Consider the following 18,639-nt stretch of genomic DNA (forward strand, 5'->3'; position numbering starts at 1 on the left):
AAATTCATTTAAACAAGAGCAAGCCGTGTGCCAGCCTGTAAAACCCATTTAAATCATGAGTTTATGTTTTATATGAGCGGGTTTCAGAAAGAAAGCGCACCTAAATGGTGCGCTCTCGAATCACGGTTTTGGTGCAAACCGTGTGTTAAATAGGGCTTATTCAATATTCTGAATCTGTTCACGCATCTGTTCGATCAATACTTTCAGTTGCATGGACACTTGTGTCGTTTCAATTGCCACCGATTTGGAGCCCAGTGTGTTGGCTTCCCGGTTCATTTCCTGCATCAAAAAGTCCAGCTTTTTGCCCATGGTGCCGCCAGCCGTAAGGATACGGTCCATTTCAACAATGTGGGCATTGAGCCGCGCCAGCTCTTCATCGACATCAATCCGTTGGGCATAGAGCACGATTTCCTGACGTACGCGGTCATCCTCTGCCTGCATGGCTTCACGCAGTTTGGTGGTCAGTTTATCCTGATATTGGCTGATCAGGGCAGGTAACAGCGGTTTGACGATGCTGATCTGCTCACGGACGCCTTGCAGACGGTCGAGCAGCACTTGCTTGAGTTTTTCACCTTCGCGCTGGCGGGCGGCAATCAGTTCATCAATGGCCTGCGACAAGCCATTGAGCAGGCTCTGCGCCATGGCCTCGGTATCGATGCTCTCCGTTTGGCAAACACCGGGCAGCTTGAGCACTTCAACCAGATTGACGGGTTGCGCCTGCGGAAAATGTTGCTGTAACGCGGCCAGGGTTTGAGCGATCTGCCCGACCATCTCAGGGTTGAGCGTCAGGTTAGCCACCGCGGCATCGCTTTTGAGATTGATGCGGCATTCCACCTTGCCACGTCCCAGGCGGGACTGCAGCAATTCACGTACTTGCGCCTCAAACTGGCGCAAGTTGTCATCGATTTTGACATTGAGCTCAAGATAACGGTGGTTGACTGCACGCAGCTCAATCAGCAGCAGCCCGCCAGTAAAGCGGCTTTCAGTGGCCGCAAAGCCGGTCATGCTCAACATCGGTTGGCTAGCGGGGGAATTTTTTATCGTCATCATCTGGCTCCTGGCAAACTCACTGATTGTATCAAATGCGGTATCGTTATGCGAAAATGGTACAAACAAGGCGGCGCGCAGAACAAATCACAGCCTCTGCTGATGCCATGCCCTTAATAAAAGCCATGATTGTGACGTTAAAGCGCTAGTGAAGCTCGCTCATAAATACGATTTTGCCTTGCCGGTAGGCACTGTGCTGCATGACTACACCATTACCAAGGTGCTGAGTCTGGGCGGGTTCAGCTTCGTCTATCTGGCGCAAGATGCGCAGAAAACCACGGTTGCTATCAAGGAATACATGCCGGTGACCTTGGCCGAGCGCGAGGGCGATACGCATATCCGCTCTAATGGCAAAAATGAAGCCGCCTACAAACATGGCATGAAGTGCTTTTTTGAAGAAGGTCTGGCGCTGGCCAATATCGAGCACAAAAACATCGTGCGCGTGAAAAACTTCTTCCGCGCCAACAGCACCGTCTATATGGTCATGAAATATGAGCGTGGCAAATCGCTGCAAGACTACATCATGGCGTTAGCGCAGCCTGTGCCCGAGAATTTTCTGATCCGCATGTTCGTTGAGTTGCTCAATGGATTGCGTGAGGTGCACTCACGCAAATTGCTGCACCTTGATATCAAACCGGCCAATATCTATATCCGCCTGGATGGCTCGCCAGTGCTGCTGGACTTCGGTTCGGCGCGCCAGGCTTTGTCCGAGGTGACGCTGGCGCCCACATACACGCCGGGTTATGCCCCGCCTGAGCAATATATAGACCGCAAACATCTGGGCCCCTGGAGCGATATTTACAGCATAGGCGCCAGTATGTATGCCTGTTTGCACCGGGCCTCGCCGATCGCGGCCAACCAGCGCCTCAAGCACGATACGCTGGTGCCGGCCGTGGAGTTGGGGCAACAGATCTACTCTGAAAAATTGCTGGCGATTATTGATGAGTGCATGCAGCTGGACTACATGCTCAGACCGCAAAGTGTGTTTTCATTGCAGAAAAAAATGATCGGCATCCATGTGGCTGAAGATCCGCGTGGCTCGCTGGTGGATAAAATTATTAAAGTGTTGACCAAGCCACTATGAAATTCATCCTATGAAATTCACCATTGCACAAGGCAGTCGCCAGGGGCCGCGACCCTATAATCAGGACCGGCTGGCTTACTCTTATCATCGGCATGCCATTTTCATGGTGTTGGCAGACGGCATGGGCGGGCACCAGCATGGCGATGTGGCGGCCGAAATCGCGGTCAAAACCATGATCGATGCCTTTCAGCGCGAATCAAAGCCCATGATTGCGCAACCCGCGCAATTTTTGCGCGAGCAGATTGCACAGGTGCATGAGGTGATCGAAAACGTCCGCCTGCAAAAGCGTCTGCAAGAGTCCCCGCGGACCACCATCGTCGTGGCTTTGATTCAACACAACAAACTGTTTTGCGCCCATGTCGGCGATTCCCGCGCCTACCTCTACCGCAACGGCCTGGTCGAGTTTCAAACCGAAGATCATTCTGTGGTGCAATCCTTGTTGCGCGAGGGTAAAATCCGCGCTGACGAGGTCAACCATCACCCGCACCGCAATAAAATTTATAATTGCGTCGGCGGGGATCGTGAACCTCAGGTCGAACTGACTGCGCCGATTCCTTTGCGGGAGGGCGATGTGGTGTTGCTGTGCTCGGATGGCGTCTGGAACGTGGTGTCCGAGATCAGCATGGCGCAACACATGCTGGCGGCGGATATCCATGATGGTGTCACGCGTTTGCTCGACGATGCCGATGCCGCCAGTATTACCGTTGGTGATAACATGAGCGCCATTGCGCTGCAGTGGGGCGAACGCATTGTCACCCCGCTGACGATTTCAACGCTGGATTTACCGCTAGACGTCACCACCACCATGATGAATGAAAGCCCGGCCACGCCCAGTCCGTATGCGTTAGATCTGACTGACGAAGAAATCGAAAAGGCGATTGCCGAGATACAAGAAGCGCTGGGCAGAACCCGGCAATTGATTAAATAAGAGAAAGTAACCATGACCAGACCCAGCCAGCGCGCCAATGACCAGTTGCGTGCCATCGAAATCATTCGCCATTACACCAAGCATGCAGAAGGCTCAGTACTGGTTAAATTTGGCGATACCCAGGTGATTTGTACTGCCAGCGTAGAAGAAAAAGTGCCTGGCTTTTTAAAAGGTAAAGGCCAGGGTTGGGTGACGGCAGAATACGGCATGCTGCCACGTTCTACCGGTTCCCGCATGGACCGTGAGGCCGCGCGCGGCAAGCAAACTGGCCGCACGCAAGAGATTCAGCGCCTGATCGGCCGCAGTCTGCGCGCCATCATCGACCTCGAAAAACTCGGTGAACGCACCATCCACTTTGACTGTGATGTGATTCAGGCAGATGGCGGCACCCGCACCGCCAGTATCACCGGCGCCTATGTTGCCATGGTCGATGCCGTGTCAACCTTGCTGCAAAAAGGCCTCTTGACCGAAACACCGATCAAAGACTCTGTGGCCGCCATTTCCGTCGGCGTTTACCAAGGCACACCCGTGCTGGATTTGGACTACATCGAAGACTCTGACTGCGATACAGACATGAACGTGGTCATGACCGGCAACGGTGGCTTTGTCGAGATTCAGGGCACCGCCGAAGGCGAGCCCTTTGCCCGCGAAACCATGAATCAGATGCTGGACCTTGCCGCCAAGGGCATCAGCGAAATTGCCGTGATTCAGCAAACCGCACTGGCCGCCTAATATGGCCTTGCCGTTTGAAAAACTGGTGATTGCTTCAGGCAACAAAGGCAAACTCCGTGAAATCACCCATTTGCTGGCACCCTTGAATATCGAGGTGCTGCCGCAATCCGAGTTTAATGTGCCAGAGTGCCCCGAGCCGTATGGCACCTTTATTGAAAACGCTCTGGCCAAGGCGCGCCATGCCAGCGAGCATACCGGCTTGCCCGCGCTGGCCGATGATTCCGGCCTGTGTGTCGATGCCTTGCAAGGCGCACCAGGCGTGATTTCTGCACGCTATGCCGGGCCACAGCCAGCCAAAAGCCTGCTCACGCAAGACGAGCGCAATAACGATAAATTGCTCACAGCCATGGAACGCATTGCCGACCGCCGTGCCTATTTTTACAGCGTGGTTGTGCTGGTGCGCCATCCGCAAGATCCGCAACCGATCATTGCCGATGGCCTATGGCGCGGTGAAATCCTGCGTGAGTTCCGCGGTACCGAAGGCTTTGGCTACGACCCACTGTTTCTGGATACGCAGACGGGCAAAACCGTGGCAGAATTACCGCTTGAGATCAAAAGTCAGTTGAGTCACCGCGGTCAAGCGATGGCCAAACTGCTGCAACAACTGAAAACACTGGGTGAGTAAACAAGACCATGAGTAATGAATGGCCAAAATGGGTACGCGATGACGGTTCGGTGGTGTCCTGCACCGAAAAGGTCAAAGTCATGGCCGAAAATTTTGACGAGCTGAAACAAATTGCCCAGGACGCGCTGGAAGACGGCTTGCTGATGGAGGTCAGCGAAGCGCAGATGCGTAAAGCGTTGCACGAGCTTGTCGACGCCTTAGTTAATCCTTATAACAAGATTTAGGCCTGCCAAATGGCAAGCCTCTCACCGCAACAAATCCTCCAAGACGTTTTCGGTTACAACCAGTTTCGCCACCAGCAACAAGCCATCGTAGAACATGTCATCAGCGGGAAGGATGCGCTGGTGCTCATGCCCACCGGTGGTGGCAAATCGCTTTGTTATCAAATTCCAGCCTTGGCGCGTGATGGCCTGGCCATTGTTGTCTCGCCCTTAATTGCGCTGATGCAAGACCAGGTCGAAGCCCTGCAACAACTTGGCGTCAACGCAGCATTTCTGAATTCGAGTTTAAGCGCAGAAGATAATGCCCGCATCACCCGCCAGGTGATCAGCGGTGAAATCAAATTACTCTACGTCGCCCCCGAGCGGCTGATGGTCGGCAGCTTTTTGAGCCTGCTCGATGAAGTGCAGCAGCACACCGGCCTCGCCCTGTTTGCCATTGATGAAGCACATTGCGTCTCGCAATGGGGGCATGATTTCCGGCCCGAATATCGCCAGCTCACCGTACTGCACAATCGCTTTCCCGATGTGCCCCGTATCGCGCTCACCGCAACGGCCGATGCACCAACACGTGCTGAAATTATCAGCCAATTGAATCTGGAAAACGCCCGCCAGTTCGTTTCCAGTTTTGATAGGCCAAATATCCGCTACCACGTCGGCATAAAAAACAATGCCCGCCAGCAATTGCAGGCATTTTTAGAGCGCGAACACGCGAACGATGCAGGGATTATTTACTGTTTATCGCGCAAAAAAGTCGAAGAAACCGCCGCCTGGCTGGTTGAAAAAGGCTGGTCAGCGTTGCCTTATCATGCCGGGTTGCCTGCGCAATTACGTGAGCTGCATCAGCGACGTTTTTTGCGTGAAGAAGGCATCATCATGGTGGCAACCATCGCGTTCGGCATGGGCATCGATAAACCCAACGTCCGCTTTGTCGCACATTTAGATTTGCCAAAAAGCATGGAAGGCTACTACCAGGAAACCGGCCGCGCCGGGCGCGATGGCCTGCAAGCAAATGCCTGGATGGTCTACGGCATGGGCGATGTCGTCTCCATGCGGCAAATGCTCGATAGCGGCGAAGCCTCAGAAGAACGAAAACGGCTGGAGCGCTTAAAACTGGATGCCTTGCTCGGCTACTGCGAATCCACCACCTGCCGTCACCAAAGCATTCTGCGCTACTTCGGCGAAAGCCATCCTGGCGCCTGCGGCCAATGCGATAACTGCCTGCACCCGGTAGAAACCTGGCAAGCCACCCAGGTCGCGCAAATGGCACTTTCCTGCGTCTACCGCACCGGCCAAAGATTCGGCGTCGGCCATCTAATTGATGTGCTGATAGGCAAAGTCACGCCACAAGTCGAGCGCTTTGGTCACGAGAAAGTCAGCACTTTCGGCATAGGTAAAACCCTCAATCAAAACCAATGGAGCGGTGTCTATCGCCAGCTGATTGCAGCCGGATTACTGGAAGCGGATATGGCTGCCTACGGCGGTTTAAAACTCACTGAAGCCGCACGACCAGTGCTTAAAGGCGAGCAAGAAGTCTGGCTACGCCGCGATGCCGAACCCGAAAAACGCATGAGCAAAGCCGAACGCAGCGCCCGCGCTAAAGAAGCCTTTGAAGGTGCCAATGATGATCCGCTCTGGCAAGCACTTAAAGCTAAAAGGTTAGAATTGGCAAGGGAACAGGGTGTACCACCATATGTGATTTTTCACGATAGTACCTTGCTCGAAATTCATAATCGCAAACCGCAGACATTGACTGAGATGGGGCAGATTAGCGGGATAGGGCAGGCGAAATTGCAGAAATATGGGGATGCATTTTTGCAGGTGCTTGAAGAAATGGCTTAAATCTAAAAAAAGCATGCGCGTTAAAACTTCCATTGCACAAGCCGTAAAAATCAACAGTACTTTTAGCCCATCATTTTGTTAACATATTTTAATAATTTAATTTAAGATATGAACACAAATATTCCATTGACGGAATATTGTAAGGGGGGCTAAGATGGCATGGTTGGTTGAATATACTGATGAATTCGAAGCTTGGTGGCATTCTCTGAATGAAGATGAGCAAGTATCTATTGCCGCTTCTGTTGGGTTGCTGGAATCGTTGGGCACCCAGTTACCTTTTCCACATTCATCAGCAATTAACCAGTCACGGCATGGCCACATGCGTGAATTGAGAACACAGCACGATGGCCGTCCATTTAGGACGTTATATGCATTTGATCCTCGCAGAGCAGTTATTTTGCTGATTGGCGGCGATAAAACGGGTGATGATCGATGGTATGAGAAATACATTCCTGTTGCTGATCGACTCTATGATGAACATATCAAGGCATTGATAAAGGAAGGATTGATAGATGGCAAAAAACTTTAGTACGCTTAAGACAGCACTCTCACCAGAAGCGCAAACCAAGGTTGCTCAAAAAACAGAACAAATGTTGCAAGAAATGCCTTTGCACGAGTTGCGTCAGGCGCGCGGCCTGTCTCAAAAAATGATGGCAGAAGCGCTGCATATTCAGCAACCTGCTGTGGCAAAAATCGAAAAACGCACCGACATGTATTTATCTACCCTGCGTAGCCATATTCAAGCCATGGGTGGCGAGTTGGAGATCGTGGCGCGCTTTCCAGAGGGCTCAGTAAAGATTCAGAGTTTTTCGGATTTATGAAAACCAGATAGCTTTATAAAACGATCTTTGACACAAAGACTAGTGCTTCACGATTACTACATCAATATATTGGCTACTTAATAAATAGGCATTTAGGAAATGACGAACTCATTTGAAACTCTGCGAGATTCAGAGCCGTTATGGCTAGAAGTTGGCTTAGATAAAGTTATATTCAGAGAGAGTATCGTTCCCGATCTTTTCGAACATGGGATATCACAACTGCTTATTTGTAATGGAAGAGTTAGCTCTTCGAGCGGGCGCGAAGGCGATATCGCGAAACCATTCGAATTTGTAAGGCTTGAAGTACGCACCGCAGCAGAGTCTGATATTGTCTCCCTGAAAGCTAAGTTTCCGCTTGGTTGGGTTGAAATAGCCGAAAACTCGACAAGCATCGTCCTATTCGTGCGACAAAGCTTACTAAACTCAATGTCGCAGCACTTGCCTGTTGTCTCTAGTGGGGGCATATATTTCTCGTTGACCTTACCACTCGTAGAGCACTATGGACCTGGGCTATATCCTGTCCTTGCATATGGCTATCATGCTACTTCTGATAGAAGTAGCGACTAAGTGCGCTGCCTAAATTAAATTCAAACTCAAATAACTATGAGGGACCCAAGCCCAAACTTTGAAAATCTTCTGGAAATTCTAAATTTTCGTAGTAAGCGGGATCTTTCGAGATACTGTAAAAATTTGGTTGTAAATCACCAAGATCTTGTAGCGCTTATCTTAGCCGCTCAACATGGAGAGCTAGCCCCATATCGTTATGCAAATCACTTTGCTAAATTAACGAACAAAAACCTATTTCCCAACGATGAAGAACATCAAGCTGTCGCGGAAAATGGTCCTGGTGAGTTCAAAACAATAGCTGCAAGAAAGTTTGCAAGGAAGATTTTTCAAATCTACAAAGAACAACGAACGTTCGCTGCACATTTTTTATACACTCCGAACCATCGATACTGGCATCTCTTTTACTTTGACAATTGAGACACATCGACAACAAGAAATCACTGGAAGCATGGTCCGCATATCCATTACGTATCAGACCTTTGGCCAGAACTATCTTTGTTTAGGGTTTGGAATCAAGTAGAGAGTGGTGAAATAAGTTTCCCCAATAAGCTGCATATTCAGTATCGAAAGTAAATCAAAGCGTTAGGTTAATTTGAAAACTACATAGCCCCCTAAAAACACTGCCAAACAGCGTTCAATTTCCACTTTCATCATTCGGTGAAATGGTTACTCGTAATAGCGGCGCATCCATCAGTAGGTTTGCTTTTCTCGGCTTGGTCAGCATTTGTCACCAGTTTGCACTAGTGTCGGCGTTGTTCTTCAAAGCCAGGGCGTCGAGTGCCTGGCATCCACAGTTCGACTGATAAGTTATGTTACATGCTACATATGAATCATTTGATTATGAATAGAGGATTGAATAGATAAATAATGACTAAATTAAGTATCCAATTATTTATTTTTATTCAAAGAATCAATTTGTTATCTACAATCTATCCATCATTTAAAGGCTGACAATGGGTGATGTGTGAATAGATAAATGAATAGAGAAAACAGAAGTTAAGGATTGGTTTTTAGTGGGCTATTAAGCAGTGGTTTGAGAGTCGGCCACACATTCTCCAGTATTTTAGGCTGTGCAATCACATTGGGGTGCAGGCCGTCTTCAATGACCAAATCACTGTGACCGCTCACACCATCCAGAAAAAATGGCACAAAGGGGGTTTTGTAGGTTTGCGATAACTCCAGATAAACTTGCTTAAAGCCGTTTGTGTATTTAGGGCCATAATTCGGTGGAATAAACATTCCCAACAAAACCACCTGCGCATTGATTTGCCTGCTGGCTTGAATCATTTTCTCGAGATTATTCTTCATGGCATCTGTTGGTAAGCCGCGCAGGCCGTCGTTGGCGCCTAGTTCTATTAACACAATACTGGGTTTAAACTGCTGAATTGTGGCAGGCAAACGGCTGAGGCCGCCCGCGGTTGTTTCGCCACTGACGCTGGCGTTGGCAACTTCGTAGGGTAATTGCTTGTCTTTTATTCTTTGCGCCAATAAATTCACCCAACCTTTTTCTTTGGGGATGCCATAGGCGGCGGATAAACTGTCTCCAAACACCAGAATCACCGGTTTGGATGTTGTTTCAGCCAGGGCGGCATCGGCAAAAAATAGAGTACTGCAAACGCTTAATATCTTGAGAAATCGGAACATCATTAATGCAAAGTCCTTATGCCGTTGAAGCGGTATCGTTAAGTAAATCGGTTGTTAGCAATGATACAACACTCCCTATTTTGACTGGTTTGAATCTGGCCGTGCCGCAGGGTGAGCGGCTGGCGATTATTGGTAGCTCGGGGTCGGGTAAATCGACATTGCTGGGGTTATTGGCTGGATTGGACACGACAAGCAGTGGAAAAGTCCTGATTGCCGGTGAAGATATCGGCGTGATGGATGAAGATGGCCGTGCGGCGATGCGTGCCAGATACATGGGATTTGTCTTTCAATCATTCCAATTGCTGGGTTCACTGACCGCGTTGGAAAACGTGATGCTGCCATTGCAGCTGGCGGGCCAGCGTGATGCGCAGGCGATTGCCATTGCTGCTCTCGACAGTGTAGGTCTGGCAGCACGGGCCACGCATTACCCAAAACAGTTGTCAGGCGGTGAGCAGCAGCGGGTGGCGATTGCCAGGGCATTTGCTGCCAAGCCTTCTATTTTATTCGCCGATGAGCCAACCGGTAACCTGGATGTGGCGACCGGCGAGGCGATTATCAAATTGTTATTCGATTTAAACGCCAAGAGCGGCACCACGCTGGTGCTGGTCACGCATGATATGAATCTGGCAAGGCGTTGCCAGCGGGTGTTGAATTTGCAGGGTGGCGTGCTCAGTGAGATCACGATAGCCGACACGCAGGCAGGGGCGCATTAATGTTGGCTTTCTCCATCGCCTGGCGTCAGTGCGGCAGCCTGTGGTCTTCGGGTGAAATCCGCGTATTGCTGTTTGCGCTAATCCTGGCGGTCACGGCAACCACCTCAGTCAGCTTTTTCACTGACCGCATCAAAGCCAGCATGCAAACCCAGGGCAATGTGTTGCTTGGGGCGGATCTGGTGGTGAATTCAGACCATGTTCTCCCGGAAAAATATCTTGCCGAGGCACAGCGGCGCCAATACCAGACCACGCAGGCGCTGGAGTTTTCCAGCATGGTGGTGAAAGACGACAGTAGTGAGCTGGCCGAGATCAAGGCGGTGGAAGCGGGGTTTCCGCTACGTGGACAGTTGACCATTAGCAGGCAGTCAGTAACTGCGCCGAAAGAATCTCTTTCAACAGAGATCCCTGCCCGCGGAACAGTGTGGATTGAGCCACGGCTGGCGCAAAAACTTGCACTGAAAATAGGGGACGAGATCAGCGTCGGTGACAGCCAGTTTACGGTCGCGGCATTTGTATTGCAGGAGCCGTCGCGTGGCGGCGATATGTTCAGCATTGCGCCGCGGCTGTTTATGAACAGTGCCGATGTGCCTGCGACTGGCCTGGTCCAGTTTGGCAGCCGGGTGAAATACCAGTTGCTGGTGGCTGCCAATACCGATGGCGCAGCGGTAAATCAGGCTATGGAAGACTACGCCGAATGGCTGAAACCGCAATTAGCCCGCGGTGAACGGGTAGACGATATCCGCAGCGCGCGCCCGGAAATGCGCAGTGCGCTGAACAAGGCGCAACAATTCCTCGGCATTGCCTCCATGGTCGGCGTGATTCTGGCGATGGTGGCGATGTTGCTGGCGAGCATCCCTTATGTGCAAAAGAGCCTGGATGCGTATGCGTTGATGCGTTGTTTTGGCGCGACCAAAAAGCTGATCACGCAGATTCTGCTTTACCAGACTTTGCTGCTGGCGTTGGTGGGTAGTGTGATAGGTTGTGTACTGGGCTTTGCCGCGCAATATGGCTTGGCGATACTTGCTGGCCGCCTGTTTCTCGAAACCTTGCCTGCCCCTGGCTGGATGCCGGTCGTATTGGGTTTCGCCACTGGCTTTGCTACTTTGCTGACGGTGGTGTGGCCGCAATTGCAGCGTTTACGGGCGGTGCCTGCACTGCGTATTTTGCGTCAGGATTTAGAAGGCAATGTGCGCAGCCATGGTCTGATGTTTTTACCCGCATTGCTGGTATTGGCCGGGCTGGTGTTCTGGCATGCGGGGGATATCAAGCTGGCCGGGATTGTATTGGCTGCGCTATTTGGATTGGTCGTGGTGGCTGGTTTGCTGGCTTATGCGGGCATGCGTTTCGTGCAGACGTTCAGTGTGCGAGATTTCGGTGTGATCAAGCTCGGGTTCATGGGCTTAAGACGCCGACCGATGTTGACCATCGCCCAGGTGGTTGGCTTAAGCATGGGCCTGATGGCGATCTTGCTGCTGGCGTTTGTGCGTAATGACCTGCTGAAAAACTGGCAGACCTCGTTACCGGCAGATGCGCCTAATCGCTTTGTCATCAATATCCAGGCCGACCAGATTCCCGGCATCAATGCGCTATTAAGTGCGCATGCTATTCAGCATGCCGATATTTTCCCCATGGTGCGCGCAAGGCTGATCTCAGTAAACGGTAAGCCACTTAATATTGAAGCGTACAAAGATGACCGCGCCAAGCGCCTGGCTGAGCGTGAATTCAATTTATCGTGGGCGGCAGAAATGCAGGCCGATAACGAACTAGTAGCAGGGCAGTGGTGGCGCGCCGAGGATGCTGGTAAACCGCTGTTGTCGTTAGAGCAAGGGTTGGCTGAAACACTCAATTTAAAGCTGGGCGATAAATTGACTTACGATGTAGCGGGCACTCAGCTTGAGCTCACCATCACCAGTTTGCGCAAGGTGGAGTGGAACAGCATGCATGTGAATTTCTTCGCGGTGACGCCACCGAAAGTGCTGGATCATTATGCCGCCAATTACCTCACCAGCTTTCACCTGCCAGCGGGCAAAGAAGACGCCCTGAATCAACTGGTCAAAACATTCCCCAATTTAACCATCATCAATGTGGCAGCGGTGCTGGAGCAGATTCAAAGCCTGATCAGCAAAATGAGTTACGCGATTGAGTTTGTATTTGGCTTTAGCCTGCTGGCTGGCCTGGCCGTGCTGTATGCCGCGCTGATGGCAACCCGCGAAGAGCGCGTGCGCGAAAGCACCTTGATGCGGGTGCTGGGCGCTTCAAGAAAGCAGGTGGTGCTGGCGATGCTGGTGGAGTTTTTATGCATAGGCCTATTGGCCAGTATCGTTGCCAATATTTTTACCAATATTGCCGCTTATGCCTTGGCGACGCGGGTGCTGGAGATGGACTATCAATTCAACGCCTGGCTGACCACTCAGGCATTGCTGGCGGCGATGGTGCTGGTGCCCTTGTCGGCCTGGCTGGTGGCGCGCAACCAGTTTAACCAGCCACCCAGAGCCTTGTTGCAAAGTGTTTAAGTCCCTGTGTCTGGATGGATACAGGTTAAAATACGCGCATGATTCCGATTTATCCTGCCAATAGCCTGAAAGATGCGCCGCTACAAGGCGACATCACGCTGAGCGGCCTCACCAATCCGCCGCCACTTTCGTTGTATATCCATATCCCGTGGTGCGTGCGCAAATGTCCTTATTGCGACTTTAATTCGCACGAAGCACGGCAGGAGATCCCCGAAGCCGCTTATGTGGATGCCTTGATTGCTGACCTCGAACAAGCCACGCCACTGGTGTGGGGCCGCAAAATCCGCAGCGTGTTTTTTGGCGGCGGCACGCCCAGCATTTTTTCTGCCGAGTCGATTGATAAGATTTTGAGCCATGTGCGTATGCTCACGCCGCTGGAATATGGCGCCGAAGTAACGCTGGAAGCCAACCCGGGCACAGTGGATATTTCCAACTTCAAGGGTTACAGAGAAGCAGGCGTCAACCGCGTATCGCTCGGCATTCAAAGCTTTCAGCCGCAATACCTCAAAGCGCTAGGCCGCATTCATGACCGCGACCAAGCTTTGGCCGCCGCCGAGTTGGCGCTGAATACCTTTGAAAAGGTTAATCTGGATGTGATGTATGCACTACCAGAACAAAGCCTTGAGGATGCATTGAAAGATGCCGAAACTGCCTGCCAGATCAAGCCCGCGCATCTGTCGTTCTATCACCTTACGCTGGAACCCAACACGCCATTTCACCGCACGCCACCGAGCTTGCCCGACGACGACACCAGCGCCACCATGCAGGAAGAAATCGAGAAAATACTTGCTGAGAGTGGGTATCAACATTACGAAACCTCAGCCTTTGCCCAGCCTGGCCAGCAGTGCCAGCACAATCTCAATTACTGGACGTTTGGCGATTACCTGGGCATAGGCGCAGGCGCGCACTCCAAACTCAGCTTTCATGACAAGATCATTCGCCAAAGTCGTCACAAGCATCCGAAAAAGTATCTCGAGTCTATCGCCACTGGCCAGATGGTGGATAGTGAATGGCAGATTGGGCGTGAGGACCTGGCGTTTGAATTTATGATGAATGCGTTAAGGCTGGTGGATGGCGTAGAGGCTAGTTTGTTTCAGCAACGGACGGGATTACCATTAAGGACTATTCAGTCGACCTTGCTGGCGGCGCAGCAACAAGGGTTGTTGGCGGAGCAGAGTGGGGTGATTGCACCGACATTGAAAGGGCAGCGGTTTTTGAATGAGTTATTGGGGATGTTTTTACCGTAACACCTGACGCAAGCAGGAGTTTGAAAGTGGTAGGGTGGGCATATATGCCCACGCGTGTGATCGGTGATTGGTTGTCACGCTCTCTGTCGCCCTTCGGCGAGTCACTTTTCTTTGTTTGCCCAAAGATAAAGTAACCAAAAGAAAGTGCACCCTAGCTTCCGCTTGTTTCCTGCGTTGCTCACCAAAACAAGCGGTCACGAAACTCGACCTGGCAGCTCACAAAGTACGTGAGCTGCTGCGGGACTCAAACAGTCGCTCCCTTTATTCTTGTTTTGGTTGCGCTACTCGGCACGTCAGATAGGGGCCCCGGAACACCATGCGACTGCCACCGTTGGCGGATTGAATAAAAGAATTGGTGTTTTCCAACCGTCCAAACTTCAACAGTGTGACTTTGACGAGATCAATCCCATTCCATCACGCTGAGTAGCGGAGACGAAGTGGGTGATGTCGACCATCGGCTGTTCGAGTTCCGCGGCAGCTTGCGTAGTGTGCAAGCTGCTAGGGCGAGTTTCGATGGACGCCCACTTTGTTGAGCAACGCAAGGCAGCCGTAAGGCCGTGATGGCTGGGTGCCGTCTTCTTTGGTTACTTTCTGTGGGGCAAGCAACAGAAAGTAACTCGCCATCAAGGCGAAAAAGAATGTAATGCAAAGGTTACCGCTTAGGCCGCCGCTCTTCCAAAACACCCCAAACCAAACTCAACACCAGCAACAATAGCGCACTCACCACAATCACCGCCAATTGCGGTGTTTGATAAAGCTTGTTTAGCTGGGTGTTAGCAATTGCTGTTGCATTAGCCTGGTAGGTGTCTACCACATGCGTTTTAACGGCCATGACACGGCGCGTTAAATGATCCACCGAGAATGAATAGCCTTTAAATGCAGGTAATTCTGGCAGGCGCACGCTTGGCAGCGACAGCTGAGGCAAATGCCAACCCGAACGGTGTTGTGCGCCTTGCGAGAGTTGCACACTCATTACCAGGCCGGGTGTGACAAAGGTTTGCGGATCGACTTCATCGGCTTTTTTGATGCGGTGGGTGATGGTGTGCAGGGTTTGCGCATTGGGCACAGCGATGAGTTGCGCAGACTTGGCCGCTTGGTCGGCCTTGAGCAGGATGCCGCGGCTGCGGCTCAGGGTGAGTGATTGCTGCACAAAGCGTTGCTGGAGGACTGGGCTTTGCGGGTAAAGTTTGGCGGCGAGGCTGTTGACGCTTTCACCGGGCAGCAAGGGCCAGAGCATGGATTGCTCTTGCTTGGGATTGGCTATGCCAAACGCGGCCTGCACGGGATGGTTAAATAGTCGGAGCATCACGCCGATGACAATCATCAAGCCCGCCATCATCACCAAGTATGATCTGAGATTCCATTGGTGAGGGTGGCGGAGGATCATCAGTGCCCTAACTGTACTCTGGCTTGCGCAATGGCGCGGCGCACTTGTTCTGGGGCGGTGCCGCCAGTGTGATTGCGGCTGGCGACAGAACCTTCGAGGGTCAGCACTTCAAACACGTCGTCGCTGATGGTGCTGCTAAATGCTTGTAACTCAGCCAGGCTGAATTCGGCCAGGTCGCGGCCAGACTCCACACCCGCTTTGACGGCATGGGCGACGACTTCGTGCGCATCGCGGAACGGCATGCCTTTTTTCACCAGGTAGTCGGCGAGGTCGGTGGCGGTGGCAAAACCTTCCAGCGCTGCTTGGCGCATATTGTCGGCCTTGACGGTAATGCCACGCAGCATATCGGCATAAATCTGCAAGGTCACCAGCAGCGTGTCAGCCACATCAAACAGCGGTTCTTTGTCTTCCTGGTTGTCTTTGTTGTAGGCCAGTGGCTGGCCTTTCATCAGAGTCAGCAGCCCGATTAAATGGCCATAGACGCGGCCGGTTTTGCCACGCACCAGCTCTGGCACATCCGGGTTTTTCTTCTGCGGCATGATGGACGAGCCAGTACAGAAACGGTCAGCAATATCAATAAAGCCGAAACGTGGACTCATCCATAAAATCAACTCTTCAGAGAAGCGCGACAAATGCATCATGAGTAATGACGCTGCTGCGTTAAATTCAATGGCAAAATCGCGGTCAGAGACGGCATCGAGCGAGTTCTGGCATACGCTGTCAAACCCCAGCAGTTCGGCCACCAGCTCGCGCTTGATCGGGTAGCTGGTACCCGCCAGTGCGGCAGCGCCCAAGGGCAGGCGGTTGATCCGCTTGCGGGCATCGGCAAAGCGCTCGGCATCGCGGTTGAGCATTTCAAAATAGGCCATCAGGTGGTGGCCAAAGGTCACCGGTTGCGCGACTTGCAGATGGGTAAAGCCAGGCATGATGGTGGCAGCGTTCTGTTCGGCCAAGTCTAGCAATGACGTTTGCAGGGCGCGGATGCCGGTAAGGGTGTCATCGACCACACTACGCAACCACAGGCGCACATCGGTGGCAACCTGGTCATTGCGTGAACGGCCGGTGTGCAGGCGTTTTCCAGCATCGCCGATTTTCTCGGTCAGGCGTTTTTCGATATTCAGGTGTACGTCTTCAAGATCGAGCAGCCACTCAAATTGGCCTGCTTCAATCTCTGCCAGAATTTCGCCCAGGCCGCGTTTGATCTCTTCTACATCTTGCGCCGAAATGATGCCTTGCGCGCCGAGCATGGTGGCGTGGGCAATCGAGCCTTCAATATCAAACCTGGCCAGACGTTTGTCAAAGTCGACCGAGGCAGTATAACGTTTAACCAGTTCGGCGACCGGCTCATTGAAGCGGCCGGACCAGGCTTGGTCTTTTTGATGCAAAGAAGACTGGGTTGTCGGTTTGGGTGCGGTCAAAACAAATTCTTTCTGCCAATAAGGCTGGCTTGCGCGCGAGGCGCTGAATACTTATGATGCTGGAGCCACATTATAAATGAACATCACGCTGTGCGTAAAACTAGCCGCATTCCCAATTTCCGCAATCTAGGCATACACTTACGTGTGCTGTTGCTGCATCTGTGTTTGCTGGCGTTGCTGGTGGTCTACGATGGACAGCCGGACGCAAGTATTAGCGCCTGGTTAAACGCACTGACGCAGATCAGTAGCCAGTGGCTGCCGCCATTGTTGCTGGTGATGGGGGCGCTGACCCTGGCTTATCCGTGGATGAGCCGCTGGGCGTATCGCCCGGCCCTGGCAGGGATCGTGCTGCTGGCGGTTGGCCTGACCGCATTGGCCACGGAAGGCTACCATGTCTGGATTATGCCTTTGCGTGCCGCGCAATGGTGTCAGGTGCTGTCGCTCTCTGCTGCCGATGTGCTGCTGTGCCTGTATTACCTCGACCTGCTGCAGCGTGCATATTCACCCGCCATCGCCGAGGCCCGGTTGCAGGCCTTGCAGGCGCGCATTCGCCCGCATTTTTTGTTTAATAGCCTGAATGCAGCTTTGTCATTGATCCGCAGCCAGCCGCAGCGTGCTGAAACGGCGCTGGAGGATATGGCTGAACTATTCCGCGTGCTAATGGCGGATAACCGTGACCTGGTGCCGTTGTCGCAAGAAATTGCCTTGTGTCACCAATACCTCAATATCGAAAAACTGCGTCTGGATGAACGGCTGCAATGTGACTGGCAATTGTCTGAGGTGCCACCGGAGATGATGATTCCGCCGCTGATTTTGCAGCCTTTGCTTGAGAATGCCATTTATCATGGCATTGAGCCGCAGCCGCAAGGCGGCGTGGTGCATATTGAGATCAAACCCAGCGGCAAAAGCTTGCTGTTAAGGATAAGCAACCCGCTCCCCCCGCCAAGCAACCGGGCGAGTGGCAATAAAATGGCGCTCAAAAACATTCGTGAACGCCTGCGCTTGCATTACGACCTTGAGGCGCAATTGCGTCAGTACGAAGCGGATCAACGCTATATCGTTGAAATCGTCATTCCGACCCGGCCTTTGTCCGAGGTGGTGCATGGCTAGCCAGCGTCTGTTGATTGTGGACGATGAGCCCTTGGCCAGGCAGCGCTTGCGCGACCTGGTGGGGGATATCGGTGGTTATGAGATCGTTGGTGAGGCAGCCAATGGCGTGGAGGCATTATCCCTGTTGCAGCAACACGCTGCCGAGATTGTGCTGGTGGATATTCGCATGCCCGTGATGGATGGCATTGAGCTGGCCCAGCATTTGCGTGGCCTGGCAACGCCGCCCAAACTGATTTTTACCACGGCTTATGACCATTATGCGGTGCAAGCCTTTGATCTCAATGCCATTGATTATTTGCTGAAACCGATTCGAAGTGAGCGCCTAGCAACGGCCTTGGCCAAAGCGCAGCCTTTGCCAGCGGCGCAGTCACAAGCATTGCAGCCTTTGCAGCAAACCCATGATCATTTAAGCATCCACGAACGTGGCAAAATCATGTTGGTGCCCATCGCCGAGGTGCTTTATTTGCGCGCTGAGCTTAAATACATCACCGTGCGCACACGCGAAAAAAGTTATTTACTCGAGGGCTCGCTCACACAGCTGGAGCAAAGTTATCCCGATCTGTTCGTCCGCATACACCGCAACGCACTGGTGGCACGCGCAGCCATCAGCGGCTTTGAAAAACAACGCATGACCGAGGGCGATGAGGCGGGTGAGGCAGCCTGGGTGGTCTTGCTTAAGGGTATTCCTGAGACCCTGATGGTCAGCCGCCGTCACCAGCACATCATTAAGGCCACTTAAGCAG

At 52.2% G+C, this 18,639-nt stretch carries 17 protein-coding genes; 13 read left to right on the forward strand and 4 right to left on the reverse strand.

The window, feature by feature from the left end:
• Window positions 1-156 precede the first annotated feature (156 nt).
• Window positions 157-1,050, reverse strand: a complete 894-nt coding sequence (locus AACH41_RS00125) for a YicC/YloC family endoribonuclease (protein ID WP_228518950.1) — start codon at window positions 1,048-1,050, stop codon at window positions 157-159.
• A gap of 145 nt (window positions 1,051-1,195) precedes the next feature.
• Between AACH41_RS00125 and AACH41_RS00130 the strand changes: the two genes are divergently transcribed.
• The 8 genes from AACH41_RS00130 (at window position 1,196) to AACH41_RS00165 (ending at window position 7,297) form a co-directional block, all read left to right on the forward strand.
• Window positions 1,196-2,131, forward strand: coding sequence for a serine/threonine-protein kinase (locus AACH41_RS00130; protein ID WP_275357412.1), 936 nt, complete (start codon window positions 1,196-1,198; stop codon window positions 2,129-2,131).
• A gap of 10 nt (window positions 2,132-2,141) precedes the next feature.
• Entirely contained in the window at window positions 2,142-3,059 is a 918-nt protein-coding gene (locus AACH41_RS00135) for a protein phosphatase 2C domain-containing protein (protein WP_194749629.1), read from the forward strand.
• A gap of 12 nt (window positions 3,060-3,071) precedes the next feature.
• Window positions 3,072-3,791: a ribonuclease PH gene (rph, locus tag AACH41_RS00140; RefSeq protein WP_275357409.1), complete on the forward strand. Its 720-nt coding sequence runs from the start codon at window positions 3,072-3,074 to the stop codon at window positions 3,789-3,791.
• A 1-nt stretch (window position 3,792) separates the two neighbouring features.
• Window positions 3,793-4,416, forward strand: coding sequence for an RdgB/HAM1 family non-canonical purine NTP pyrophosphatase (gene rdgB / locus AACH41_RS00145; protein ID WP_338655937.1), 624 nt, complete (start codon window positions 3,793-3,795; stop codon window positions 4,414-4,416).
• An 8-nt stretch (window positions 4,417-4,424) separates the two neighbouring features.
• A complete protein-coding gene (locus AACH41_RS00150; RefSeq protein WP_275357407.1) occupies window positions 4,425-4,640 on the forward strand; it encodes a hypothetical protein in 216 nt (71 codons plus the stop codon).
• Window positions 4,641-4,649: 9 nt separating this feature from the next.
• Window positions 4,650-6,476 (forward strand): DNA helicase RecQ, encoded by a 1,827-nt coding sequence (gene recQ, locus AACH41_RS00155; RefSeq protein ID WP_338655941.1) that lies wholly within the window; start codon window positions 4,650-4,652, stop codon window positions 6,474-6,476.
• Between the two features lie 154 nt (window positions 6,477-6,630).
• A complete protein-coding gene (locus AACH41_RS00160; protein WP_124552470.1) occupies window positions 6,631-7,005 on the forward strand; it encodes a type II toxin-antitoxin system RelE/ParE family toxin in 375 nt (124 codons plus the stop codon).
• A complete protein-coding gene (locus tag AACH41_RS00165) occupies window positions 6,989-7,297 on the forward strand; it encodes an XRE family transcriptional regulator (protein ID WP_124552471.1) in 309 nt (102 codons plus the stop codon). The genes AACH41_RS00160 and AACH41_RS00165 overlap by 17 nt, the downstream gene beginning before the upstream one ends.
• A 1,563-nt stretch (window positions 7,298-8,860) precedes the next feature.
• Here the strand turns inward: AACH41_RS00165 and AACH41_RS00170 are convergent.
• A complete protein-coding gene (locus AACH41_RS00170; protein ID WP_338655944.1) occupies window positions 8,861-9,511 on the reverse strand; it encodes an arylesterase in 651 nt (216 codons plus the stop codon).
• Window positions 9,512-9,513: 2 nt separating this feature from the next.
• Between AACH41_RS00170 and AACH41_RS00175 the strand changes: the two genes are divergently transcribed.
• The 3 genes from AACH41_RS00175 to hemW are packed head-to-tail and all read left to right on the forward strand — an operon-like array spanning window position 9,514 to window position 13,981.
• A complete protein-coding gene (locus AACH41_RS00175; protein WP_338655946.1) occupies window positions 9,514-10,221 on the forward strand; it encodes an ATP-binding cassette domain-containing protein in 708 nt (235 codons plus the stop codon).
• A complete protein-coding gene (locus AACH41_RS00180) occupies window positions 10,221-12,734 on the forward strand; it encodes an FtsX-like permease family protein (protein WP_338655948.1) in 2,514 nt (837 codons plus the stop codon). Before AACH41_RS00175 ends, AACH41_RS00180 begins: the two co-directional genes overlap by 1 nt.
• 38 nt (window positions 12,735-12,772) lie before the next feature.
• Window positions 12,773-13,981: a radical SAM family heme chaperone HemW gene (gene hemW, locus AACH41_RS00185; RefSeq protein WP_338655950.1), complete on the forward strand. Its 1,209-nt coding sequence runs from the start codon at window positions 12,773-12,775 to the stop codon at window positions 13,979-13,981.
• Between the two features lie 652 nt (window positions 13,982-14,633).
• Here hemW and AACH41_RS00190 read toward each other — a convergent pair.
• Both AACH41_RS00190 and argH read right to left on the reverse strand, forming a co-directional pair.
• Window positions 14,634-15,305: a hypothetical protein gene (locus AACH41_RS00190; RefSeq protein WP_338657613.1), complete on the reverse strand. Its 672-nt coding sequence runs from the start codon at window positions 15,303-15,305 to the stop codon at window positions 14,634-14,636.
• A gap of 62 nt (window positions 15,306-15,367) precedes the next feature.
• Entirely contained in the window at window positions 15,368-16,786 is a 1,419-nt protein-coding gene (gene argH / locus AACH41_RS00195) for an argininosuccinate lyase (protein WP_338655952.1), read from the reverse strand.
• A 90-nt stretch (window positions 16,787-16,876) separates the two neighbouring features.
• Here argH and AACH41_RS00200 point away from each other — a divergent pair, with 90 nt between their 5' ends.
• Together AACH41_RS00200 and AACH41_RS00205 are read left to right on the forward strand one after the other, a co-directional pair.
• The gene (locus AACH41_RS00200; protein ID WP_338655954.1) at window positions 16,877-17,896 is read left to right on the forward strand and encodes a histidine kinase; all 1,020 of its coding nucleotides are present in this window, start codon (window positions 16,877-16,879) and stop codon (window positions 17,894-17,896) included.
• Window positions 17,889-18,635, forward strand: a complete 747-nt coding sequence (locus tag AACH41_RS00205; protein WP_338655956.1) for a LytTR family DNA-binding domain-containing protein — start codon at window positions 17,889-17,891, stop codon at window positions 18,633-18,635. Before AACH41_RS00200 ends, AACH41_RS00205 begins: the two co-directional genes overlap by 8 nt.
• The last annotated feature ends 4 nt before the right edge of the window (window positions 18,636-18,639 follow it).

This window comes from Methylophilus sp. DW102 (genome assembly GCF_037076555.1).
GTDB classification, from domain to species: domain Bacteria; phylum Pseudomonadota; class Gammaproteobacteria; order Burkholderiales; family Methylophilaceae; genus Methylophilus; species Methylophilus glucosoxydans.